Origin of the sequence: Gorillibacterium terrae, assembly GCF_051594785.1 — a bacterium.
Classification (GTDB): Bacteria; Bacillota; Bacilli; order Paenibacillales; family NBRC-103111; genus Gorillibacterium.
The window spans coordinates 467212-489750 of record NZ_JBPPGI010000002.1 but is presented as its reverse complement, the minus strand read 5'-3'; the positions used below and the strand labels follow the sequence as shown (position 1 = coordinate 489750).

Annotated in this window: 21 protein-coding genes; 4 read left to right on the top strand and 17 right to left on the bottom strand. The window is 60.9% G+C overall.

What is annotated here, in order from left to right:
- Positions 1-165 precede the first annotated feature (165 nt).
- The 7 genes from ACSEXS_RS12305 to ACSEXS_RS12275 form a co-directional block, all read right to left on the bottom strand.
- A complete protein-coding gene (locus ACSEXS_RS12305) occupies positions 166-468 on the bottom strand; it encodes a hypothetical protein (RefSeq protein WP_438433519.1) in 303 nt (100 codons plus the stop codon).
- Positions 469-772: 304 nt separating this feature from the next.
- Positions 773-1600 carry a DUF2935 domain-containing protein gene (locus ACSEXS_RS12300; RefSeq protein ID WP_438433518.1) on the bottom strand — a complete coding sequence of 276 codons (828 nt, stop codon included), beginning with the start codon at positions 1598-1600 and terminating at the stop codon, positions 773-775.
- A gap of 273 nt (positions 1601-1873) precedes the next feature.
- The gene (galU, locus tag ACSEXS_RS12295; protein ID WP_438433517.1) at positions 1874-2731 is read right to left on the bottom strand and encodes a UTP--glucose-1-phosphate uridylyltransferase GalU; all 858 of its coding nucleotides are present in this window, start codon (positions 2729-2731) and stop codon (positions 1874-1876) included.
- Complete coding sequence (locus ACSEXS_RS12290) at positions 2731-3600, bottom strand: PHP domain-containing protein (RefSeq protein ID WP_438433516.1); 870 nt, start codon at positions 3598-3600, stop codon at positions 2731-2733. Before ACSEXS_RS12290 ends, galU begins: the two co-directional genes overlap by 1 nt.
- A 28-nt stretch (positions 3601-3628) precedes the next feature.
- Positions 3629-4543: a LysR substrate-binding domain-containing protein gene (locus ACSEXS_RS12285; protein ID WP_438433515.1), complete on the bottom strand. Its 915-nt coding sequence runs from the start codon at positions 4541-4543 to the stop codon at positions 3629-3631.
- 124 nt (positions 4544-4667) lie between these two features.
- Positions 4668-5105, bottom strand: coding sequence for a hypothetical protein (locus ACSEXS_RS12280; protein WP_438433514.1), 438 nt, complete (start codon positions 5103-5105; stop codon positions 4668-4670).
- Positions 5106-5206: 101 nt separating this feature from the next.
- Positions 5207-5470, bottom strand: a complete 264-nt coding sequence (locus ACSEXS_RS12275) for a YlbG family protein (protein ID WP_438433513.1) — start codon at positions 5468-5470, stop codon at positions 5207-5209.
- 86 nt (positions 5471-5556) lie between these two features.
- Between ACSEXS_RS12275 and ACSEXS_RS12270 the strand changes: the two genes are divergently transcribed.
- Entirely contained in the window at positions 5557-6567 is a 1011-nt protein-coding gene (locus ACSEXS_RS12270) for an asparaginase (protein ID WP_438433512.1), read from the top strand.
- 82 nt (positions 6568-6649) lie between these two features.
- Here the strand turns inward: ACSEXS_RS12270 and ACSEXS_RS12265 are convergent, their stop codons facing one another.
- The 3 genes from ACSEXS_RS12265 to ACSEXS_RS12255 are packed head-to-tail and all read right to left on the bottom strand — an operon-like array spanning position 6650 to position 10501.
- Positions 6650-7096, bottom strand: coding sequence for a YlbF/YmcA family competence regulator (locus tag ACSEXS_RS12265; RefSeq protein WP_438433511.1), 447 nt, complete (start codon positions 7094-7096; stop codon positions 6650-6652).
- Between the two features lie 44 nt (positions 7097-7140).
- Positions 7141-8838: a hypothetical protein gene (locus tag ACSEXS_RS12260; RefSeq protein WP_438433510.1), complete on the bottom strand. Its 1698-nt coding sequence runs from the start codon at positions 8836-8838 to the stop codon at positions 7141-7143.
- Positions 8816-10501: a DNA repair helicase XPB gene (locus ACSEXS_RS12255; protein ID WP_438433509.1), complete on the bottom strand. Its 1686-nt coding sequence runs from the start codon at positions 10499-10501 to the stop codon at positions 8816-8818. Before ACSEXS_RS12255 ends, ACSEXS_RS12260 begins: the two co-directional genes overlap by 23 nt.
- A gap of 175 nt (positions 10502-10676) precedes the next feature.
- Here ACSEXS_RS12255 and ACSEXS_RS12250 point away from each other — a divergent pair, with 175 nt between their 5' ends.
- Positions 10677-12131: an amidase family protein gene (locus tag ACSEXS_RS12250; RefSeq protein ID WP_438433508.1), complete on the top strand. Its 1455-nt coding sequence runs from the start codon at positions 10677-10679 to the stop codon at positions 12129-12131.
- 102 nt (positions 12132-12233) lie between these two features.
- On the opposite strand, the gene ACSEXS_RS12245 is transcribed toward ACSEXS_RS12250, so the two are convergent.
- From ACSEXS_RS12245 to ACSEXS_RS12235, 3 genes are all read right to left on the bottom strand, one after another.
- Complete coding sequence (locus ACSEXS_RS12245) at positions 12234-13838, bottom strand: stalk domain-containing protein (protein ID WP_438433507.1); 1605 nt, start codon at positions 13836-13838, stop codon at positions 12234-12236.
- A 255-nt stretch (positions 13839-14093) separates the two neighbouring features.
- Positions 14094-15158, bottom strand: coding sequence for a suppressor of fused domain protein (locus ACSEXS_RS12240; RefSeq protein ID WP_438433506.1), 1065 nt, complete (start codon positions 15156-15158; stop codon positions 14094-14096).
- A gap of 69 nt (positions 15159-15227) precedes the next feature.
- Positions 15228-16406 carry a M20 metallopeptidase family protein gene (locus tag ACSEXS_RS12235; protein ID WP_438433505.1) on the bottom strand — a complete coding sequence of 393 codons (1179 nt, stop codon included), beginning with the start codon at positions 16404-16406 and terminating at the stop codon, positions 15228-15230.
- A 111-nt stretch (positions 16407-16517) separates the two neighbouring features.
- On the opposite strand from ACSEXS_RS12235, the gene ftsW reads away from it, so the two are divergent.
- The gene (ftsW, locus tag ACSEXS_RS12230) at positions 16518-17699 is read left to right on the top strand and encodes a putative lipid II flippase FtsW (protein ID WP_438433504.1); all 1182 of its coding nucleotides are present in this window, start codon (positions 16518-16520) and stop codon (positions 17697-17699) included.
- 165 nt (positions 17700-17864) lie between these two features.
- Here the strand turns inward: ftsW and ACSEXS_RS12225 are convergent, their stop codons facing one another.
- Entirely contained in the window at positions 17865-18254 is a 390-nt protein-coding gene (locus ACSEXS_RS12225) for an Asp23/Gls24 family envelope stress response protein (protein WP_438433503.1), read from the bottom strand.
- Between the two features lie 187 nt (positions 18255-18441).
- On the opposite strand from ACSEXS_RS12225, the gene cax reads away from it, so the two are divergent.
- The gene (gene cax / locus ACSEXS_RS12220) at positions 18442-19503 is read left to right on the top strand and encodes a calcium/proton exchanger (RefSeq protein ID WP_438433591.1); all 1062 of its coding nucleotides are present in this window, start codon (positions 18442-18444) and stop codon (positions 19501-19503) included.
- 80 nt (positions 19504-19583) lie between these two features.
- Here the strand turns inward: cax and ACSEXS_RS12215 are convergent, their stop codons facing one another.
- From ACSEXS_RS12215 to ACSEXS_RS12205, 3 genes are all read right to left on the bottom strand, one after another.
- Positions 19584-19868 carry an Fpa/YlaN family protein gene (locus tag ACSEXS_RS12215; RefSeq protein WP_438433502.1) on the bottom strand — a complete coding sequence of 95 codons (285 nt, stop codon included), beginning with the start codon at positions 19866-19868 and terminating at the stop codon, positions 19584-19586.
- Positions 19869-20035: 167 nt separating this feature from the next.
- Positions 20036-20278, bottom strand: coding sequence for an HPr family phosphocarrier protein (locus ACSEXS_RS12210; protein ID WP_438433501.1), 243 nt, complete (start codon positions 20276-20278; stop codon positions 20036-20038).
- Between the two features lie 127 nt (positions 20279-20405).
- Positions 20406-22346, bottom strand: coding sequence for a diguanylate cyclase (locus ACSEXS_RS12205; protein ID WP_438433500.1), 1941 nt, complete (start codon positions 22344-22346; stop codon positions 20406-20408).
- Positions 22347-22539 lie beyond the last annotated feature (193 nt).

The window sequence follows — 22539 nt, the reverse complement described above, 5'->3', positions numbered from 1 at the left end:
CTACGTCACGAGCAAGCAGAAATTATAATCTCTGGGAGCCTCATACATTTCCATTCTTCTCCTAGCCAATCCCCCTTTCTGCAGGATTCGAACCGCATGAAAAAGCCTCCACCTTCCCCTTGCGGAGAAGATGGAGGCTCGAACCGAGAACAAAACGGGTTCTCTTTAGTGCCGGGAATAGGCGGCTCCCGCGTAAGGAGCTTGCATCTGAGTCGACTGGACCATGCCGGGCATCTGCGGCGCAGCTCCCGTCGGCATTTGCATTTGCGGCATTTGCATCGAAGCCATTGGCATGGGCGCCATTTGCGACAGCGGAGCGTTGTCCGGAGCCCCCTGCTCCATGAACATCTTGTGGCAGTACATCGTATCGAGGCGCGGGATCTGCACCACCGTTCCGGCAGCCAGCGCATGCGGATTCTGCAGGTGCGGGTTCATCGCCTCAAGAATCGGCTGCGGGCAGTTGTACATCTGCGCCAAATTCCTCAGCGTTTCTCCTTCCTGGCAAGAATGCTGCGCGTAATACTGGCCGTCCCGGTCCTCCTCTCCCCGGAAGAACGGAAACCGGAACGGAGAGAGGAAGAAGAAGGGGAAAAATCGCCGCGGAAAAAAGAACGGATTGAAAAACGGCCCTCCAAATCCTGCCCCCGGAAAAAACCCGCCGCCCGGAAAAAAGCCGGGGCCAAAACCGGGACCAAAGCCGCCTCCCGGAAAAAATGCCCGATTTTCCCCCTGCTCCACAGTATACGTCATTTTCATCGTCCCCTTTCGTTAACTATCGAGTCATGGCCCCGCTGAGCGGAGCTGCTCCCTGCTTTCCGGTCAAGCTGTTCTCAAACCGGTCGATGATGGTCAAGAACCGGTCGGCTTCGCGAAACACATGGTCCGCCAGCAGCGGGTGAATGATGCTTTTGATGCGACAGGCCTCAATCAATTCTTTCGCCGTCTTCTTAAAGTCGCGCAAGGATTTGACGGACACCCGGTTCTGGTCGAGGAATTGGCCCAATAACGGGGCCGTTTGCGATTGCGGGCGCATGGAATCGAGATCCCTGGCCTGGAACAACAGTTGGTCAAAATCGCGGCTGAAATCGTTGGCTTGCTCGACCAGCTTCCGTTCCGAGGGATCGAGCAGATGACCGATGAATTTGGCGTGATCCGCCATAATCCTCAGGAAGAACACATTTTCGTCGATAATGGCGTCCGGCAGCGGCTCCAGCTGATTGGTATTCAACTCGGTCAGCCGGTTGCGGAAATAATTGGCTTCTCGGCTGATATGATCGACCAGCAGCGGAAAATTCGTGCCCCCCGGAAGCTGACAGCGGAGAATCAAGCCCAGCACCTTTCGCTTGAACATCCAGATATGCGATACCGCGATATGGACTTCTTCGTTAAAACGGCGAATCGTCTCCGGGTCCGTTCCGGCCGGGAAGGCATTCGCTTTGTGTTCAATCGCTTCGAACACGGCATAATGCCCATTCGCTTCCCGAATGAGTTCGGTATCCTCGCAGCGGAATCCGAGCCGGAGAAAAAAGGAATGCTCCTTCATAATCCGCGACCAGAACCGCACTTCGTCCAGCGAACGGGTCACAAATTCATCGGTCATACGGTACCTCCCTTGTTCATTGATCCTCTCCCATACGCTATGTGCGAATGCCCATATCGGTTAGTTGTCCTCCTGCGCGAATATGGAGGATTTCATCGACCCCTCGGTACAGCCGCATGTCGGGCAGCCTGTTTCGGGGCTGCACGATCCGGGAGAGCCGCTTGCGGTCTGCCCATGGGCAGCATCCGATTTCAAACCAAAAAAAGCTCCCGTTCCTGCCGAAGCAGAGAGCGGGAGCTTGCTATGTATCCATTTAGGATTCCGGGCGAGCGATTACAGGCTTGCCGCCAACCGGCGGATGTACTCGCGCACATCCGGTCCGAGGTCGGGACGCGCCAGCGCCATCTCGATCGTGGCTTCGATGTAACCGAGCTTGTCGCCGACGTCGAAACGGCGGCCTTCCTGTTTGTAGGTGGTCATGCGCTTCTGGCGGTTCAGAACCCGCAGGGCGTCGGTCAGCTGAATCTCGCCGCCGCGGCCGGGTTCCTGGTTTTCCAGGATATCGAAAATCTCGGGGTCGATGATATAGCGGCCGATGACGGCCAGGTTGGACGGAGCCGAACCGACTTCCGGTTTTTCCACCAGGTCCTCGATGAGTCCGTCCGCGCCGAGCGAAACGATGCCGTACTTGTCTACATCGTTCCAGGGAACCTCCTGAACCGCGATCACGGAGGTTTCCCGTTCCTCGTAAATATCCATCATACGTTTCAGGCAGGGAGGATCGGATTGAATGATATCGTCGCCAAGCAGGAGCGCGAAGGGCTCGTTGCCGATGAACTTCCGGGCGGTAAAGACGGCGTGGCCGAGGCCGAGCGGTTCCTTTTGCCGGACGTAATAGACGTCCACGAGGTTCGAGACCTCCTGCACCACCTTCAGCAGCTCGTGCGAGGGCTTCGCCTCCAGCACCCGTTCCAGCTCGGTCGATTTGTCGAAATGGTCTTCGATGGCGCGCTTGTTGCGCCCCGTTACGATGATGACGTCTTCGATGCCGGAAGCGACCGCTTCCTCTACGATGTACTGAATCGCCGGTTTGTCTACGATGGGCAGCATTTCCTTCGGCTGAGCCTTGGTCGCCGGCAAAAAGCGGGTACCGAGACCGGCGGCCGGAATGATCGCCTTGCGGATCTTCATTAGCGGGCTCCTCTCCCCTGGTTCTGTAGTCGATTCACAACGTCCAGGCCCACCCGGCGGTTGCCGATGGGGCCGTGGAATGTCTCTCCTTGCCGCTTGCCGTGAAAATCCGAACCCGCCGTCACGAGAAGCCCCGCTTCGGTCGCCATGCGGCGATAGCGCTCTTCCTGTTCCGCAGAGTGATCGGAGTGCAGCGCCTCGATGCCGTCGAGTCCGGCCGAGATCAGCTCGGCCACCAGCGGATCGTCGCCGTACAGGCCCGGATGGGCCAGCACCGCGCAGCCGCCGGCCTCGTGAATCCAGCGGATGGCCTCCGCCGGATGAATCCGCGGCGGATTCACATAGGCTTGTCCGCCCTTGCCCAGGTACTTGTCGAACGCTTCGCGCATGGAAGAGACAACCCCGTGGCGAACCAGCCAGTCGGCGATATGCGGCCGGCCGATGCTCTCGGCGGGCTTGTCCGCCTGTCCCTGCCGTTCGGCCTTGATTGCCTCGACTTCCTCCAGGCGAATCGGGATGCCGAGCTCCCGCAGCCGGGCCAGCATCAAGTCGTTCCTCCGCTCCCTCACGCTCCTCAGCTCGGCGAGCCGCTCCAGGAACAGCGGGTCCTCCAGGTTCATATAATACCCGAGCACATGGATATCCTGGCCGTTCGCCACGGTGCTGATTTCAACGCCGGGAACGACCGTAATGCCGAGCCGTTCGCCTTCGCGGAAGGCGGCGGGCAAGCCGGCCACCGTGTCGTGGTCGGTGACGGCGACGGCGGCCAGTCCCGCTTCGTGCGCCATGCGGACGTTTTCTTCGGGAGCATGCAAGCCGTCGGAGGCGGTGGTGTGGGTATGCAGGTCTGCGTAAGCCGGTTCGGCCATGGAATTCTCCCCTTTTGCAAATTGGGTCTTACAAAAGCCATTGGGACAGCTCATGACCGCGGATGAACGTCATGAACGTCACTGCGGGAAGCGGCAGCAGCGAGGTCCGATGATACAGCGAAGAAAAACTGCGGATAAACCGAACCCCTTCCACCTCGCGCAGTGCGAGGACACCGAGCGCGACTTCGTGCTTCACGGTGGAAACCGAAAGAATCGAGAGGCCGAGCCCCGCTTCCACCGCCGACTTAATCGCTCCTGTGCTGCCGAGGTCCATGGCGATGCGAAGGCTGCCCGGCGAATGGCCCGCGCGGACGAGCGCCTCTTCCACGATCTTCCGCGTGCCCGAGCCGGACTCCCGCATGATGAATGGGTAGCGGCACAGGTCCTCGAAGGCGATGCGCTCCTGCCGCATCAGCTCGTGGCCGGCCGGCAGCACCAGCTTAAGCTCATCGCGCAGAAGCGGCTCCGCGATGAGGTCCGGATGCGGCGTCTCCGCTTCCACCAGCCCGAACGTCAAGGTATGGGCGAGCAGCTCTTCCACAATCTGCGCCGTGTTCATCACCTTCATGCTGACGGTGATGTGGGGAAACTCCCGGTTGAAGGGACCGATCAGGCGTGGCAGGATGTATTCTCCGATGGTCAGGCTGGTTCCCAGCTCCAGCCGGCCCTTCAGTTCGCGGGTGAAGCGGGACATCTCCCGGTCGGTCTCGCCCATCAGCTCGACCATTTTCCGGGCGAACGGCAGCAGGGCGAGACCCGCATCGGTCAATTCCACGGCCTTCGGCAAGCGGCGGAACACCTTGGCGCCGAAATGCTCCTCCAACGCTTGAATCTGCATGGTGACACCGGGTTGAGTCATATGTAAGGATTGGGCGGCGGCAGAAAATGTTCCTTTTTCGGCAACCGTGTAAAAAATATGCAGCATATGGAAGCTAATCGCCAAACGGGTCACCTGCTCCCTGATTATACCATGTAGGTTCCGGCGCGAACAAGAAACGCGCCCGGGAAGAGCGCGCAGCCGTACGTATGGAACCGAGGACCTCCAGCGGGCGGACCGGAAGAAACGGCTATTTGCGCTTGCGGCTGTTGCGGATGAGGGTCATACGCCGCGAATGGCGCAGCCAGGAATAATACGATTTGAGGTCCCTCAGCTCGATCATCTCGGACATCCGGCCGAGAAACGTCACCACGATCATCTTATGCAATGGATTTCCGGCGATGTCGGTTTCCTTTTCCAAAACACCGAATTCGACCACCATCACGAGGTCCTCGTCCACCAAAAAGACCTCTTCTTCTTTTTTGTAATACGGCTTAATCTGGGACGCCTTCAAGCGCTCCCACAGGAAGGAACAGATATCGGAAAATCCCGTCTTCTCCTGCTCCACTCGGTCTGTCCATCGCATCCGGGCATGATGTGTAATTACAATGTCGGCAATCTTCTTGTCCCCCAGTTCGACGTAGAACGGCTCATAGGTGTTCCAGCGGTTCATGCCTGAATCTTTCATGGTACCTCCTGGCCAAAGGCAGGACTTATTGACTACGCCTTTCGTCTATTCTACTTCAAATCGAGAAATATTTCCATTTGCGTTTGTCAAATAGTTGGGAATCAAAGCGAATAAAATCGGGTTTTGTCCGGAATGGACTTATCGTACTCCGTCTTGATTTCTTTTCGCATCGATTTTTCCACTTTTTTGACATATGGCAGCCGCTGAAGGAGACGAATGGACTCGTCCAGCTTCTCCGTGTGCACATACATCGCTACATAATTCATTCTTTTTGAGATATAATGGACCGTGCCGTATTTTTCGAGGTTTTTCGCGGGCTTGATATCACTCACCCACACGATAAGACCGCTGCGGTCGGTAAACATGGAAATCCCCCTGTCCTACGTGATATTGAAAATCTTATATTGAACGACCTGCCCTGAGGCTTCTCGTTACTTGGAGGAATGCTCGTATGAATCAAAATCCCGTTATAACGGTATATCGGGGCGCCATGCCCGAAAGTGAACATCGGGTCCATCTGGCTGCCGTTACTCTTGACGGAGCGCTGATCGCTTCGTGCGGCGAGCCGTACCGTCAGACCTTCGCCCGTTCGTCCGCAAAACCGCTGCAGGCGATTCCGCTGGTCGAATCCGGGGGCGCGGACGACTACGGCCTGACCGATGCGGAGCTTGCGCTCGTCTGCGCCTCCCACAACGGAGAAGCGCTGCATGTGGGAATTGCGGCCGGCCTCCTCGCCAAGCTTGGGCTCGACGCTTCCGCCCTGCAATGCGGGGCGCACGACCCTTACCATAAACCGTCGGCCGATGCGCTGAGAGCCGCCGGAACCCTCCCCACCGCGCTGCACAACAACTGCTCCGGCAAGCATGCCGGGATGCTGGCGCTGGCCAAGACGATCGGAGCGCCGACGGAAGGCTATCTCGCCGTGGACCATCCCGTCCAGCAGCGGATGCTCGCCGCGGTGAGCGACATGAGCGGCGTTCCCGCCGGAGAGATCCAGCTCGGCGTCGACGGCTGCGGCGTCCCCGTATTCGGCCTGCCGCTCGCAGCGCTCGCGCTCGCCTTCGCCCGGCTGGGAACGCCGGAGGAGCTTGTCCCCGCCCGCGCGGCCGCCTGCCGCCGGATCGTCGAAGCGATCCGCGCCCATCCGGAATGCCTCGCGGGCGACGACCGCTTCGATACCCGGCTGATCCGCGCCACCCGGGGCCGGCTCGTCGGCAAGCTCGGCGCGGAGGGCGTGTTCGCCGTGACCGTGCCGGATGCCGGACTCGGACTCGCGGTCAAGGTCGGAGACGGCAGCGTCCGCGCCCTCTACCCCGCCGTGACGGAAGCCCTGCTTCAGCTCGGCTGGCTGGATCAAGCGGAAGCGCAGGAGCTGGCCGAATTCCACCGCCCCGTCCTGCGCAACTGGCAGGGAACCGCCGTGGGACGGATCGAGCCGGAATTCCGGCTCGAACGCCCGTAACGGACAGTGCCCGCTTAGCCGGCGGAACGGATCAGCCGGCGGTCAACCGACCGCCGGCTTTGGGTTCGCTGTCGGCCGCCGATCAGCCGCAATTGCCGCTGCAGGAGCCGCCGGTGCTGCAGCCGCCGGAGCAGCCGCCGGCGTCCTCGCCGTCCCGGGGAACCTTGACCGAAGCCGAGACGGAGTGGCCGATGAGCTCGGCCACGGCGTGCAGCAGGTCGTCCAGTTCGGTTTCGGCCCGGCGGAAGCCCCGGATGCTATCCACCGCATCCAGCTCCCGGCGGGCCGCTTCCGCTTCTTCCAGCGCTTGGTGATAGGTCGGGTGAAAATGCCCGAACCGCATCGCTTCCTCGAACCGGTCCTTCTTCCGCTGAAAGCTCCGGATCGCCGTCTCTGCGGCGGAGTCCTGCTTCATGCGTTCCTTCCAGTATAGGTAATCCGCCATTTCGGCGGAGAGATTGATCAGATCGCCAAGCTCGTACGCCTTTTCCAGCAGCTCGGCCGAATCCAGTCCCGCTGCCACATTCATGATGATGGTAACCCTCTCCCTCTCCTTGGAATGAATGGAATCCTTTATCGTTGCGAGGCATCGGTAAAGTTCTTTCTATCATACCACGAATCGCCCGTGTCCGGTAACAGAATCTGCAGGGGGCATCCCGAAAGAACCTCCCTTTCCTCCTCTCCGTTCCGGCCCGCCGAACGGAGGAACAGGCGGCCCTCCGCCTCGGAAACCGCCGCCGGTTGAAGCACCGACGGTTCTTTCCCGTCCCCCAGATGAAGAAAGGTTTTCCAGCGCATGGCGCAGACAGCCAGCTTCATAGCCGTGGAAGGATGATAGGAGCGGGATTCCCGGTACCAGGCCGCGGGTACTTCCCGCCAACCGGGCAACAGCTCGTCCGGTCCGGGAACCGGACCCATCGCGCCATCCGCCCCGCTGCCGAAAGGCACAGACGCCGCCGGATTGGGAAAGCCGGGTACGTTTGCTCCGGGCCGCGGCAGCCTCGGATGCCTCGTTTCGCTTGAACGCCCGGCGGAAGCCTCGATACGCGGCGGCCAAGCCGCCGCCCACTCGCGGAGCTGGCGGCTGACTTCCGCCGGGACGCCGTTTAGACTGGCGGCTGTCAAGACCGCCAGTCCTCCCTCGGCTCCGTCCGGCCGGCGGGCGGCTTCCCGCCAGCTTTTCTCCGTGAGCTTCCAGGCTCCCTGGACGCCGCTCTCGGGCGGCTCGGCGAACAAGGCGAGCGGCCACAGCTTGTCGAAACCGGGAGTCCCGACCGGTATGACCTCGAAGTCGGGGAGAACATACCAATGGAGCCCCTCTTCCTCCTCGGGCAAATAGCCTATCGGCCGAGGCAGCCGGAGCTCGCAGTCCCCTTTCGGGAGAGGGTCGGCCCAGCCCAAGCGGACAAGCAGCGCCAAGACTTGATCGGCGAACCGCTCTCGTTCCGCTGCCTCCCCTTCACCGGAAGCCGAATCCGAATCGGACGCCGACTCCGGCGCAAGGAGCCTGGCGTTCGGGTATCGGTCGAGAGCCAGGACGGCCCGGCGGCAGCGCGGTTCTTCGGGAACCCCGATGGCCCGCCAAAGCCGGTAGAGCCGCTCTTCCATGGCGGCAGGCGGCAGGTTCAGCCAGCGGGCGAGCCGTTCCGGCTGCGAGCGCCAGTCCCGCCCCGTCCAGGCCAGGATGGCGAACTCCGCCGCCGCCTTCCAGAAGAAAGACAGCACGGCGTTCCTCGCAGCCGGCCAGGCTGCCGCGCCGATGGCATTGGGCGGCTCCCCCGGGCGTTCTTCTCCGAACACCGCCATGCTGAGCCGCTTCGCGAGCCCCGGCGTCCATTCCTCCGCTTCCGCCCTGCGGCGGATCGGAACCAGCTCGGCCGTGCGAAGAAACCGGAAGAACAGCTCCGCCGCCTGAACGGGCTCCTGTTCAGCGCTGGCGGCGCGGCTCGCCTCCCGGTCCGGCATGAGCTTCCACCCGGTGACGCCAAGGCTCCGAGCGGGTTCCATCTCGTCCTGCTCCATATCCCGCTGAACCGCTTCCGGCGACAGCCAGTACCGAACCCCTGCCTGCGCGGTTCGGACGGCAGCCAACTCGCCTCCGAGCCGCAGCTGCGACGCTCCGCAGGCCAGCTCCGCGCCGGAGAAGCCCGCCCGAACTCCGGCGCGCTCCAGCTCCTGCCACGAGAACGGAAGATCGGCAAACGAACGCGCCGTCAGGCGGCGGACCCGAGCGGCCAGTCCCGTTAGCTTACCCGTTTCCCGCTGGTCCACGGCCGTCTCCTCCTTGGACAGAATCGGAGCGGGCGACGCGGAAGGCGTAGCCCTGTCCGGTCAAGAACAACTGCCTTCTCCGGGCAAAGGCTTGCTCCACCGTGTCTTCGCTGACGAGGGTATAGAAGAAAGCCCGGTTGTCTCCCCGCTTGGGCCGGATCACCCGGCCGATCCGCTGCGTCTCCTCCTGCCGGGAGCCGTAGCTGCCGGACAGCTCGATGGCGACCCGGGCTTCGGGCAGATCGATGGCGAAATTCGCCACCTTCGAGACGATCAGTCTCGTCCGGCGTCCCTCGCGAAAATCCCGGTAAAGCCGCTCCCGTTCTTCATGCGGGGTATCGCCGGTGATGAGCGGGCTGTCGATTTCGCGGGCGACGGTTTTCAACTGGCTCAGGTAGTGGCCGATCACCAGCGTGGGTTCGCCGCGGTGCCGGTCGAGCAAAGACCGCACGGTGCGGAGCTTCTCCGGATTCTCCGCGGCGATCCGGAACTTGGCCTTCGGGGCGGCGTCTTCGTAGCGAAGCCGGAGCTCTTCCCCGAGCGGAATGCGAACCTCGCAGGCATCGAGACCGGCGAGGAAGCCATCCTGCTCCAGCTCTTTCCAAGGCAGCTCATAACATTTGGGTCCGATGAGCGAGAAGACATCCTCCTCACAGCCGTCCTCCCGAAGCAGCGTGGCCGTCAGCCCGAGCCGCCTGGCCGCTTGGAGGTCGGCCGTGGCCCGGAATACCGGAGCGGGGAGCAGATGAACCTCATCGTAGACGATGAGGCCCCAATCGCGCTCCCGGAACAGCTGCATATGCACCGCCGGAGCCTGCTTGCCCGCGCGGTGCGACAGGATTTGGTAGGTGGCCAGCGTAACCGGTCTCACCTCCTTGCGCTCGCCGCTGTATTCGCCGATCCATTCCTCCTTCAGATCGGTCCGGGCCAGCAGTTCCCGCTTCCATTGGCGGATGGAAGCGACGTTCGGAGTCAGGATCAGCGTGGCGCAGCCGAGCTCCGCCAAGATCGCGATTCCGACCAGCGTCTTTCCCGCTCCGCAGGGCAGCACGACCACTCCGCTGCCGCCGAGGAGGCTCCCCTCCCGGCAAAAGGCGCGCACCGCATCCCGTTGATAGCCGCGCAGAACCGTTCCGCCTTCGCCTGCCCGGAGTTCAAGCGGTACCCGCTCGCCGCCGCGAAAGCCGGCTTCGTCGATCACCGGAAGGCCGGCCCGGGCCAGCGCCCGCTTCAATTCCCCGCGTTTCTCCGGCGAGACCACGGCCCGAAGGCCGTCGATCGGTCGCAGAAGGCTGCCCGCCTCCGGCGCCCGGTTCCATCCCTCTTCCCGCCGGGCGGTTAGGACCAGGCCCTCTTGCCCCAATACCAGCCGCAGCTCCCCGTAGCTGCCCATTTCCCGCTCGATGAAGCTCCTTACGGGGGAAGGAACGCCGAACCTTGCTTCACCGTCCAGGTATGCCAACACCGCTTCCGCCGTCATGCCTGCCGCCGCGGCGCTCCACAACGAGCAGGCCGTGAGCCGGTAGAGATAGAGCTCGCCCGGATTCTTCAGCAGCTCGGCAAAGGCGGAGAGCCGCTTGCGGTGACTCCTGCCGGAATCATAGCGGGTATCCAACAGAATCGTCCGATCGGCTTTGACGATAAGGGCTGCTTCTTCGGACATGCCCCTTCCTCCTTTTTCGCTGACTTCCCTGATCTTTTTTGCTTAGTATTTCCAAAGCCATGCGGAACCTACACCCTACCCCTTCCATCGTTCTTGCCAATCCGCCCGGCTTATGGAATGATGAAGGCAGACCGGGTCTGGAAGGCCCTGGAATAAATCGAAAAGAGGGACAAGCATGAGCTTCAATGTGGAGGAAGCGACCATCCATCAGATGCAAGCGGCAATGGAAGCGGGCGAAGCCTCTTCCCGAACGCTGGTCCTGCACTATCTCGCCAGGATCGCTGCGAGCGACAAAGCGGGTCTTACCTTGAATTCTGTGCTCGAGCTGAATCCGGACGCCTTGTTCCTCGCCGATTCTCTCGATGCCGAACGCGGCCGGACCGGTCCCCGCGGGCCGCTGCACGGAATTCCGATTCTCCTAAAAGACAACATCGATACCGGGGACCAGATGCATACGAGTGCCGGGTCCCTTGCCCTCGCCCATTCCTTCGCCCCCCGGGACGCTCATCTGGTGAAAGGGCTGCGGGCGGCGGGAGCGGTCCTGCTCGGTAAGGCGAATATGACCGAATTCGCAAACTTCATGACCGCCGGAATGCCGACCGGCTACAGCTCCCGGGGTGGGCAAGTGCTGAATCCGTACAACCTGTCCGCCCCCACCGGCGGTTCGAGCGCGGGCTCGGCCGTCGCCGTGGCCTGCAGCTTCTGTGCGGCGGCCATCGGCACCGAGACCTCGGGTTCGATCCTCAATCCCGCCGGCCGTAACGCCGTGGTCGGCTTGAAGCCGACGGTCGGCCTCGTCAGCCGCAGCGGGATCATTCCCATTTCCCGCTCCCAGGATACCGCCGGTCCGATGGCGCGCACGGTGCGGGATGCCGCCCTGCTTCTGAACGCCATGATTGAACCGGACGAGGAAGACCCGGCAACCGGGACGGCAAAGCCGCTTCCTGCCGATTACACCGCTTTCCTGGATTCAAACGGTTTGGAGGGAGCGCGGATCGGCATTCCCCGCGACTACTATTTTGAAGAGGTCGAGGAGGACCGCCGCAATCTGTTCAACCGGGCGGTGGAACGGATGAAGGAACTCGGCGCCGTCATTGTCGATCCGGCGGATATCCCCACCTCCCGGCAAATCGTCTATTCGACTGTGCTGCTGAACGAATTCAAGAACGGGTTGGAACACTACTTGTCCCGTTTGGGCGCGGGAGCGCAAGTCCGCACCCTCGGCGACATCATTGCCTTCAATAACGCCCACCCGATGGAAGCGCTGCGATACGGGCAATCCCTCTTGCTCGATGCCGAATACCGCACTTCGGGATCGCTGACGGAGCCGGCTTATCTGCGAGACCGGCTGACCGACCTTAAGCTTTGCCGGACGGAAGGTATCGATGCCGTCATGGACCGGCACCGGCTTGACGCGTTGCTCTTTCCGGCCGACTTCGGCTCCCGTATCGCGGCCCGCGCTGGGTATCCCTCACTGATCGTCCCGGCCGGAAAGACGGCGGAGAACGTTCCCTTCGGCATCACCTTTACCGCCCGGGCATTTGAAGAACCGATGCTGTTCCGGCTTGGGTACGCTTATGAGCAGCATACCCGGGCGAGAGCGATTCCTTCGTTGAAAAGCTACCTCTGATCGGAGCCGCAGCTTTGGCGACAGCGGCATGGCGATACGAAAAACGGGCAATCCGGTTAAGATCGGATGCCCGTTTTCTATCGAATCCCTCTTCTTAATGCCTTACGGCGTAACGGTAATGCTCTGATCCTGCTGCCGGTAGTCGACGGCCAGTCCGAGGAGGCTCGCGACGAGCCGGACGGGAACGAGCGTCCGGCCGCCGACCAACCGGGCCGGAGTCGTCACCGTAACCGCTTTGCCGTTAACGCGGCAGGTCGAGCTTCCGATGGGGATGCTCACCGTTTGTCCCTTCCGGGAATAGCTCGCCGTCTGCGTCATCTCGTTCCAGGCCACATCGGCGGCCAGCGCCCGGCCGAGATCGCGGAGCGGGAGATACGCCGAGCTGCCGATCAGTATCGGCTTCGCCGACATGGCATACGCCGTGCCGCCGACCGAATAGGAGCTTTCGCCCAGCCGGAACCGGATCGGCGAGGAGCCGCCCGAGGTGAACGTCTGCCCGCCCGAACCGGCGGCCGTGCCCGAAGCCGACGCCGTCCGGAAGGTCCACTCCTTCGTGAAGGTGCGGGTTGAGCCGTTCTTCAGCACCGCCTTCATCACCACGCGGGCCCGGTACTCCGTGTTCGGCTTCAGGGGCTTGGCCGGAAGGTACAGCACCTCGCGCGCGAGATGGTCATCCTGGTCGGCGCCGTTGACGAGGAGCGAAACCGTCTGACCGGCCGCCGTTTTCAGGCTGCCCTCGACCGGCAGCACTTGCATGACATCCTTGCCGTAGACGCCGGCCATCAGCGGATAGCCGAGCGGATAGGCTGCCCCGCCGTGCAAGCGGAGCGGGTCGGGCGTCTCATGTCCGTCCCATTCGGCTTTCACGGCGCTTCCGACGGGAGAGGCGACCACAGCGGGCTCGGCCGGTCCCTCCGCCGCTCCGAACAAGAGAACCTGATAGGCTCCGGAGCGGCCGTAGCCGATCTCCTTAAGGGCCGGGTCCAGGAAGGGAATCCGGTGATAAGGTGCGTCATACAGATCCATGACGGCTTGAGCCGGCGTGGAGCCGGACTGCATGCGGATATCCTCGGAAGCCTGATAAGCGGAATATCCGTAATACGAAAGGCGATCGGACAGAGAGGCTCCGGTAAAGCCCTTCAGTCCCTTGGTTTCTTGATGCGTGAGGAGCCCGTTCGCGGCTTGATAACCGGCATGCGCCGCCGCCGCTTGATTCAGCTTCGCGTTCAACGCGACAGCGGACAGCCCGGCTTGTTTACGCAGCGCGTTAACGGCTTGCAAAGCCTCCGCCTGGCCGGTGCTGTCGCCGAGGGCCTTCGCCGCATCCTTGGCGACCGTGAAGCTCCACTGATACGTTTTCATGGCATAACCCTTGAAGGCAACCTGGAGGCTGACTTTGTGCGAACCGACGGTCAAGTCGGCCGACGGCGTATAGTGAAAGGTCTCGGTCTTCCGGTCATAGGTCGCCGCCACCTTGCTGCCGTTCAAAGTCATGGTATAGGAGCTTAAGGTCAACCCGGAAAAGCTCATTCTCATCTCGATATCGGGGCGGGCGACGCCGATGGTCCCGCTGGGAATGGACGGCCAGGTGTAGAAAACGGCTTGATCCGCCTTAACCGGCTGCGAACCCAGAAATAAGGGAACGAGCAGAATGGCGATCAGGACACACAAAATTCTCCGGGATCGGGGGGACGGGGACAAAGTCAAAAGCGATTTCCTCCTTCAGAACGGATAGCGAACCGCGAATATTGTCGAATGAAACTCGGAATATCGCATTTCTTCTAGTTTTTACTATAGAAAATCCGCAGGTCGGCCGTCTATAGGAAGACAGGGCCTACCTCGCCATCCCCGCCTAGGAAGTTCGTCTTATCTTCAGGCGAGCGCTTACCTCCCAAAAACGCTTGCCTCCCGTCCGTCCACAAAAAAATAGCCCCGCCGGTTAACCGGCGGGGCCTGGCAGCATTACCCGATCGTTTCCACGACTTGTCCATCCTGGTCTTTAATCCTGGTTTTCACAATCCGAACCTGCACATCCTTGGAAGCGGACAAGCGGATCGTCCCCTCCCGGGGCCGCAGCTTCTCCGTAAGTTCCTTCACAGCGGCATCGTTCAACTGCAACCGGATTCCGCTCTCCGAGGACACATACCCGGTTGTTTGATCCGGTTCCAAGAGTATGTTCAAGCCTTGGCCGGTCAGCATCAGCACCTTGCCCTTCGACAATCGGCCGCGCAGCAGCTTCGCCAGCGTATCGGCTTGCTTGGCCCCCACGGTTAGGATGGCAGGCTGGCGACCAAGCAGCCGGTTCCGCCCCGGCTCCCACTCCAGCTGATCCACATATAAGATACCGGTATTGGAGCCCTCCCGCTCGGTACCGAGCTCAATGGCTTCTGCGACCGACGGAATGCTGAGCAACGAGTCCCGCGCCAAATCCGTGATATACCCCGGCAGTGCCGCCTTGCCGGCTTCGAGCACTCCAAGGGGGTTCCACAGCTTCATGGCCTCCAGCTCATCGCCTGTAATCCCGACCATTTGGAGGAACTCCACCCGCCCGTTCGGGGTATCGGCCGCCGGGAGCTCGGGGTCCTCCATGAAGGCCAAGGCGGTCAGCTTCGTATCCGCTCCGAGGCAGATCGGGCCGTTGGCGTCCAAAAAATGGCCGGAAGCGAACCCGTTGCCGCTGCGGAACACATAACGGGCCATGTTCTGCAGCAGATTGAGCGCCCAAGCCGGAGGCTCCTCCTCTTCCGGCGTACGGACCACCCGGAAGGTCAGCTCGAAGCCGAAGCCGCTTAAGTCCGGATCTTTCCAGGTCTTATCATACAGCTCGGAGAAGCCGAAGGTCACCAGATGCCAATGCGGGATCGGCTCCTCCGCCCGATAAGCGCTGATGCCGTCCAACGGGTCATTTCCTCCGAGCAGGAAAGGCAGCGCCGTTCCGTAATGCTTGGGGTTCTGTGCGCCGTATCGTCCCGTCAACCGGGCTTCGATCGCATCCCAACCCGGAGCCTCATCCTCGTAATCGCTCATTTCGATCCCCCCGCTTCAACATTCCCTCTGCATTACCCCAAAATAAGGAAAATGACACACGAGCGGGCATTAATCCGGGAAGCCGTTTAGGCGGCCGATCGCAGCCGCGCACAGGACGAGCATGGCCTGTCCGATGGCTTCCTCGCGAATATCGAACAGCGGATGATGATGCGGATACTCCGCTCCGGCACCGCCGGCGCCGACAAACAAGAAGCAGCCGGGCACCTTCTCCAGGTAGTAGGAAAAATCCTCGGCCGGCATGGTCGGCTCCGCTTCCTTCACGGCCTCGGCTCCGAGCATCAACCGCGCCGCCTGAACGACCCGCTCGGTCTCGGCCGGATGATTGACCACCGGCGGATAGCCGACCTTGTAGGTTAAGCGGTACTCCGCTCCGAACATGGCGCAGGTGTGGCTCAGAATGTCCTCGATCCGCCGCCGGGCGAGAGCGCGGCTGTCGGGATCGAAGGTTCGCACAGTCCCTTTGAGCAGCGCGGTGTCCGGGATCACGTTGTAGCTGTTGCCCGACTGAAGCGCGGCCACTGTGACGACGCCCGGCTTGACCGGGTTCAGGCTGCGGCTTACGACCGTTTGCAGGTTCACCGCCAGATGGGCTCCTACGAGCAGGGTGTCCACCGTCTCGTGCGGCATGCCGCCGTGCCCGCCCTTGCCGCGGATCTCGATATCGAAATCGTCCACGGAGGCCATCATCGCTCCCGCCCGGGTCGCCACCGTTCCCGCCGCGAGCGGCGTCCAGAGATGCACGCCGTAGATGGCGTCCACCCCATCCAGCGCTCCATCCCGGATCATGGCGCTCGCTCCGCCCGGCGCCACCTCCTCCGCCGGCTGGAAGATCAGCTTGACGTTTCCGTTCAATTCGCTGCGCATTCCGTTCAACAGCTTCGCCGCGCCGAGCAGCCCCGCCGTGTGGCCGTCATGGCCGCAGGCGTGCATGACGCCCGGTACGCGCGAGGCGTAGTCGACGGCTTTGCCGTCTTGAATCGGCAGCGCGTCCATGTCCGCACGCAGCGCGACCGTCGGTCCCGGCCGCCCGCTTGCGATGGTCGCCGTCACCCCATAGCCGCCGACGCCTGTCTGCGCATGGATTCCCATGCTCTCAAGCTGTCGGACGATGAAGCTGGAGGTCTCCTTTTCCTGGTATGATAGCTCCGGATTCTGATGCATATGCCTCCGCCAAGCTACCATCTCGGGGTACAGATCGTCGGTTTTGGCCAGCAGCTCCTCCCACATGCGAATCTACCTCCTGTATCGCTTTGCTATTCAGTGTAGCACAATGCCGCAGCTTATGGCTTGCGGTCTGCGGGCAAAGCGTCTATCATTACTTCTGAAAGGAGGCCGCGAATGGCAAAACGACCCTTGCGCAACCCGCCCGATTACCTGTTCCTGTTTCTCACCGTTGCCTTGACCGCTTTCGGGCTGTTGATGGTGTACAGCGCAAGCTCCGCTATCTCGGCCTTTTTTAATAAGGGAGATTCGCTCTATTACATGAGGAAACAAGCGGTGGCGGTCGCCATCGGCTTTGTGCTGATGATCTTCTTCATGAATTTCCACTATTCCAAGCTGCGGAAGCTGGTCGCCCTGCTCTGGCTCGGCACGCTTGGGCTGCTCGTCCTGGTGCTGATCATCGGTAGCAAGATGTTCGGGGCAAAAAGCTGGATCAACCTCGGCTTGTTCAACCTGCAGCCCTCGGAGCTGGCCAAGCTCGCGATCGTGCTGTATCTGGCGGTAGTCATTACCAACAAAGAGGACAAGCTCCAGCAGTTCAAGCAGGGCCTTATGCCCTGTCTGGTCATCATCGGCATCACGAGCGGCTTCATCCTGCTGCAGCCCGACTTCGGTTCCGCCGCCATCCTCATCCTCGGTTCCATCGCCGTACTGTGGGCGGGAGGAATGCGAACGCGGCATCTTCTGACGCTCGGCGGGATCGCCGGAGGCGTCCTGACCCTGTATATGCTGCTGCCTTCTCTGCTCCATCCTAATTCATACAACTACCGGCTCCAGCGCTTCCAAACTTTGCGCGATCCATGGTTGGACCCGACTGCTAGCGGATACCAGATCATCAACTCGCTTTATGCCTTCGGCCACGGCGGTTTGACCGGCACGGGCATCGGCGGCAGCATCCAGAAGCTGCATTTCCTGACCCAGTCCTACAGCGACTTCATCTTCGCCATCATCGGCGAGGAGCTTGGCTTCCTGAAGACCGCGCTGTTCCTGCTCGTCTACGTCGCCTTTATCTGGAGGGGCATCCTTATCTCCCTCCGCAACCCGGACCGGTTCGCCTCCCTTGCGGGAGTGGGGATCATGATGATGATGGCGATCCAAGCGCTGGTCAATCTGCTCGGGGTCACCAACACGATCCCGATGACCGGCGTCACCCTGCCGCTCATCAGCTACGGCGGCTCGTCGATCATGTTTACGCTCATGTCGCTCGGCATCGTGCTCGGCATCTCCCGCGAGCAGACCGTCAGCTCCAAGAGCCCGGCGAAGTCAACGGGCGTTCGCCAGAGCCGTAGGACCGGCTGACGGCAAGGGACGGTTTATCGTGGAGACAATTGCATAACACTCAAACAAACAAGCAAGCACGGCCCGGGCGATGGACGCCTCGGGCCGTGCTTTGTTTGATCGGCTTCGCTTTTTCGACGGCTGCCGTTCGCCCCATGGGCTTCGCAAGCTTGACCGCTCCTGGGTCTACTTGATTCGGACCGCTTCCTCCGGTACCGCCTCTTCCTCGCGTTCCTTCATGGAAACGCCTTCCACTTTGACGTTCACTTCCACGACGCGCAGCCCCGTCATGTTCTCGACCGCTTCCCGTACGTTGAGCTGCAGGTTACGACATACATCCTGGAACCGCCATCCGTATTGGACGATCACCCTCAAGTCGACTGCCGCTTCCAATTGTCCCACTTCCACGGAGACGCCCTTCTGCACATTTCGTCCGCTGAGTCGCTTGGCCAGCCCTTCCGAGATGCCGCCCGACATGGCGGAAATTCCCGGCGTATCGATCGCGGCCATGCCGGCAATCGTGGATACGACATCATCCGATATCCGGATAAATCCTGTTTGCTCCATATCTTCCATACAGCTCACTCCCTTCCCTTATCCACATTATAATGAGTCAGACGACGGACAGTCAATGAAACCGCCAAGCGAAACGGTTTCGGACCTTCCGGGATGCGGTAATTGCTACCAGGGGTAATTTATATTAGAATGATCCTACGCGTTTTCGCTTCACTACCCAACGGACAAGGGGACTCAGTCGGCTATGATCAAAAAGTACGGTTTTGTGACAGGGCTCATCATCAGCTTTCTGGCGAGCGCTATCGCTCACTATGCCGGATGGAACTCCACTCTGCAATTCATTCTGGCCTGCGTCGCCATCGTCTTTGTGGCCGGTTTTCTCGGCAAAGCGACGGAAAGCGTCGCTCATTATGCGGGAGACCGGGCGGGCGGCTTCCTGAACGCTACGTTCGGGAATGCGGCCGAGCTGATCATCGCAATCATCCTGATCAAGGACGCGGTGAACGGCAAACCGGAACTGTTCGAGGTGGTCAAGGCCAGCATCACCGGCTCCATCATCGGCAACCTGCTGCTCGTCCTCGGGGCCAGCGTCCTGATCGGCGGCTTGAAGTTCAAGGAACAGCGCTTCAACGAGAACCTGGCCGCGCACAATTCTTCGCTCATGCTGCTTGCGGTGATCGCCCTGTTCCTGCCGGCGATTTTTCACAAGGACATCACCGGCATTCACTTAAACCAGTTCAGCCTGGTCGTGGCGGGCATCTTGATCATCTGTTACTTCCTCTGGTTGTACTTCTCGATGATCACGCACAAGAACATCCTCTCCGAGGAGCAGAGCGAGCACGGAGAGGCCGCTTGGTCGAAGGGCTTGTCCATCTTCTTCCTCGTGCTCGCCACCCTGATGGTCGCTTTGGTCAGCGAATGGCTGGTCGGCAATGTGGAGGCCGTGACCGAGCGGTTCAACCTCTCCGAGCTGTTCGTCGGCGCCTTCCTGATCGCCATTATCGGCAATGCCGCCGAGCACTCCGCCGCCATCATGCTCGCGCTGAAGAACAAGATCGGCGCCTCAGTCGAAATCGCCGTCGGCAGCAGCCTGCAGATCGCCCTGTTCGTTGCGCCGGTTCTGGTATTCGTCAGTTTCTTCATGGGTCAGGAAATGGACCTCGTCTTCAGTCTCTATGAGCTCGCGGCAATCGGCGTGGCGGCTCTTATCGCCATCTCGATCTCCCGCGACGGCAAGACGCATTGGTATGAAGGCGTCCTGCTGATCGCCGTCTACCTCATTCTCGGCATGGCGTTCTTCTTCCTATAAAACCGGGGGCACTCAGCCCCGGTCCCGTCTTCCCAATAAAGAAGCCGCACCCGGATACTTCCGGTGCGGCTTTATTCTTCTCAGCGCGACAGGCTCTGAGCTTCATACAGATTCGCCAAATTGCGCTCCAGCTTGTTCAGGAGGCTGCGGCCGGCGGGCTCCGAGATCAACCCGGCCCGGATGGCAAAGTCCACTTCGCGGGACAATCCGTACATCTGCGTGTCCAGGACTTCCTCATACAGGGGACACTTGCGCGTGGTCAGATTCTCCATTTGAATCTCGATCAGCTTCTCTATCTTATTCGCATCTTCCTGAAGAAGCGTCAAGGCTCTCTCATTCAGATTCACCAGCAGATCCGATGACATAGGTTCCCCCCCGTCCGTAAAGGCGTGCATAAGTCTATATTAGACGAAACTCCGGGATTATACAAGCGAATCGTGACGGACTTCACAGGCACGTCCCTTCCCTTTTCCCGCTCCTCCCCTATAAAAAAGCCGGAACCCCGAGGGTTCCGGCTTCCGGCTTTTTGGAATTACTCTTCCACGGTATTTACGCTCAGGCCGTGCTTGGCGAACACTTCCGCCATCGCCTTCTTGGCTTCTTCGGCGTCTTGTCCGTGAACGTGGAGCTCGTACTGTCCGCCGCCGACGAGCGTCGTGAACAGACCGAGAATGCTCTTCACGTCGATGTACTTGTTGTCGTATTGAAGCACGATCGAGGAACGGAACTGATTGGCCGTCTGAGAAATTTCAACAATAGCCGCATTGTTGGTCATAAGAATCCCTCCATTTTGGACTCGTTATTTAGAATGGTATGTAGTTGCTACCCCCATGATACCTTGGATGGGCATGTAAGCGCAACCTTGGATTTTCCCTGGCCCGCCGCCCTTTGGCCGGGTCTTTTTAACCCGTCTTGATCTGGTTCTTTCCCGCCCGCTTCGCCTGGTAGAGCGCCATGTCGGAGCGGTAAAACAGCAGTTCCACGCTGATCCGTTCGTCGGCGACGGACCAGTCCGACACGCCGCAGGATACGGTCACGCCCGGGTCCGTCTCGCTGTGGACCCGGCTGCGGATGCGCTCGGCCACATGCACCGCCTGCTCGGCGGAAACGTGGGGCAGGTAGATGGCCAGCTCCTCGCCTCCCCAACGCGCGGCGATATCCGATTCGCGGATGCAGGAACGGGCGATGGAGCTCACCTGAATCAGCACCTTGTCCCCGATCTGATGGCCGAGCGTATCGTTGATTCGCTTGAAGTCGTCGATATCGACGACGATGAGCGAACCGCAGCTGTCCGCCTCCTGGTGCTTGCCGACATGGTCGTCGAGGAATTTGCGGGTATACAACCCGGTCAGGTTGTCGGTGATCACCATCCGCCGCACCTCCGCATGCAGCGATGCGTTGGCGACGGCGAGCCCGATCGGCCCGGCCAGCACCGAGAGCAGCTTGTAGTTGTCATACGTGAAGAACTGAGGAGCCCGGTGCGTGATCAGGATCACGCCGGCCACCTCGCCGTTGACGAAGATCGGGGACGCGATCAGCGAACGGCTGCCGGTAAGCTCCATCAGCTCGGAGCGGATCGACTTGGGGTCCCGGTAATCGGAGACGATCACCGGCTCCTTCGTGCGAAACACCATCCCCGAATACCCTTCATTCCGGGGAATCAGCTCTCCCGTCATCTCCGGCAGGTTGCATACCCGGACGAGCAGGGTGTCCTTCCCGTGGGATTCCTGGAGAATGCAGCAGTAGTCGGCGCCGAAGATGTGAAGCAGTTCCGCCATCGCGTAGTCGAAAATTTCGCCGAGCCGAAGACTTTGGTTCAGGCGCTTGGTCAGCTCGTTAATCAGGCGGAGCTCATTGACCAGCATGTTGGATTGCTCGTAGAGCTTGCCGTTCTCGAAGGCGGTTCCCGCCGCCGTGGCGATCGCCCCCACCGCCTCGCCATCCTCCGCCGTGAATCCGGCAGCCTTCGCGCGGAGATGCAGAACCCCATAGGCGCCTTGCTTACCGATGAGCGGAGCCGCAATCTCGCCGAAAGGTCCGTTCGTGGGGTCGGCCCCCTTCGAGACGATTCGGCCTTCCATGAAGGCATGCATGCACAGCTCGTTGTTCACATCGAAAATATTGAGCGGTTTGACCGGCAGGCCGATGCCCGGCTCATCCTGGCAAAGCAGCAGGTCGATCTCCGCTTCGGGAAAGAACTCCTGCATCTGGAAGATCGCTTCCGATAAAATGCGCTCCACGTCGATGAGGGAGAACAGCTTTTCTACGGAACGGTAGACCATCTCCTTGCGCTGGAAGTCCGATTCGGTTCTCCGGAGCTTCTCCTCCAGCCGGCGGCTGCGGCAGCGTTCCGTCTCGGTCTGCAGGAATAACGTCAGCCACGGAGCCCAGCGATGGATGAACCGCCCGCCCGAATCGGCGGCTGAATGGGCTCCGATCACGGCTTGAAGCCTTCTCTCGCCGTCGAGGACGGGAAGCGCCGTCACGCTCGCGCCGGTGCAGGGCCGCTTGCTGCGCGCCGCTGTCCGGCACAGCTCGGCTGCTTCCCTCGCCGCTTCCAGCATCCAGACCTCGGAAGGGGAATAGGCAACCGGCAGGCCGTCCACCACACAGAGCGACCGAACCTCGCCACTCGGCGCCGTCAGCATAAGCCAGCCTCTGTACTCGGGATCGCCGGCGGCCGAATGCTCGGCCCAGCGGTGAAATCCATCCATCCAGATCCTCTCGACTTCCGCCCCCGTCAGACCGTCCGCATCGAATGCGACAGCGGGTAGCGGACCGTCCATCCCGTCTCCGCCCGGACCGAGCTTGTCCTTCACCGTCATACCGAGATCCTCTTCCATAGAAAGCTTCTCCTCTTTCCACTTCGCTCCTTCCATCATACTATGATTGCCTGGCAAACGCACGACTTGAGCCTGCCCTTTTTTCCAATTGGGCGTGAATTTAGTTCACCCCGCCCGCCCGATGCAAGAAAAGCGAAAACTTGCGGGGAGTCTGCCGCTTGGCCTTGACAAGTGCCTATGGAATCTACTAAAA

Bases quoted from the DNA above. Each gene is read 5' to 3' on its own strand.
- ACSEXS_RS12305 (WP_438433519.1), bottom strand. From the start codon at position 468: ATGTACAACTGCCCGCAGCCGATTCTTGAGGCGATGAACCCGCACCTG.
- ACSEXS_RS12300 (WP_438433518.1), bottom strand. From the start codon at position 1,600: ATGACCGATGAATTTGTGACCCGTTCGCTGGACGAAGTGCGGTTCTGG.
- galU (WP_438433517.1), bottom strand. From the start codon at position 2,731: ATGAAGATCCGCAAGGCGATCATTCCGGCCGCCGGTCTCGGTACCCGC.
- ACSEXS_RS12290 (WP_438433516.1), bottom strand. From the start codon at position 3,600: ATGGCCGAACCGGCTTACGCAGACCTGCATACCCACACCACCGCCTCC.
- ACSEXS_RS12280 (WP_438433514.1), bottom strand. From the start codon at position 5,105: ATGAAAGATTCAGGCATGAACCGCTGGAACACCTATGAGCCGTTCTAC.
- ACSEXS_RS12275 (WP_438433513.1), bottom strand. From the start codon at position 5,470: ATGTTTACCGACCGCAGCGGTCTTATCGTGTGGGTGAGTGATATCAAG.
- ACSEXS_RS12270 (WP_438433512.1), top strand. From the start codon at position 5,557: ATGAATCAAAATCCCGTTATAACGGTATATCGGGGCGCCATGCCCGAA.
- ACSEXS_RS12265 (WP_438433511.1), bottom strand. From the start codon at position 7,096: ATGAATGTGGCAGCGGGACTGGATTCGGCCGAGCTGCTGGAAAAGGCG.
- ACSEXS_RS12255 (WP_438433509.1), bottom strand. From the start codon at position 10,501: ATGTCCGAAGAAGCAGCCCTTATCGTCAAAGCCGATCGGACGATTCTG.
- ACSEXS_RS12250 (WP_438433508.1), top strand. From the start codon at position 10,677: ATGAGCTTCAATGTGGAGGAAGCGACCATCCATCAGATGCAAGCGGCA.
- ACSEXS_RS12240 (WP_438433506.1), bottom strand. From the start codon at position 15,158: ATGAGCGATTACGAGGATGAGGCTCCGGGTTGGGATGCGATCGAAGCC.
- ACSEXS_RS12235 (WP_438433505.1), bottom strand. From the start codon at position 16,406: ATGTGGGAGGAGCTGCTGGCCAAAACCGACGATCTGTACCCCGAGATG.
- ftsW (WP_438433504.1), top strand. From the start codon at position 16,518: ATGGCAAAACGACCCTTGCGCAACCCGCCCGATTACCTGTTCCTGTTT.
- ACSEXS_RS12225 (WP_438433503.1), bottom strand. From the start codon at position 18,254: ATGGAAGATATGGAGCAAACAGGATTTATCCGGATATCGGATGATGTC.
- ACSEXS_RS12215 (WP_438433502.1), bottom strand. From the start codon at position 19,868: ATGTCATCGGATCTGCTGGTGAATCTGAATGAGAGAGCCTTGACGCTT.
- ACSEXS_RS12210 (WP_438433501.1), bottom strand. From the start codon at position 20,278: ATGACCAACAATGCGGCTATTGTTGAAATTTCTCAGACGGCCAATCAG.
- ACSEXS_RS12205 (WP_438433500.1), bottom strand. From the start codon at position 22,346: ATGGAAGAGGATCTCGGTATGACGGTGAAGGACAAGCTCGGTCCGGGC.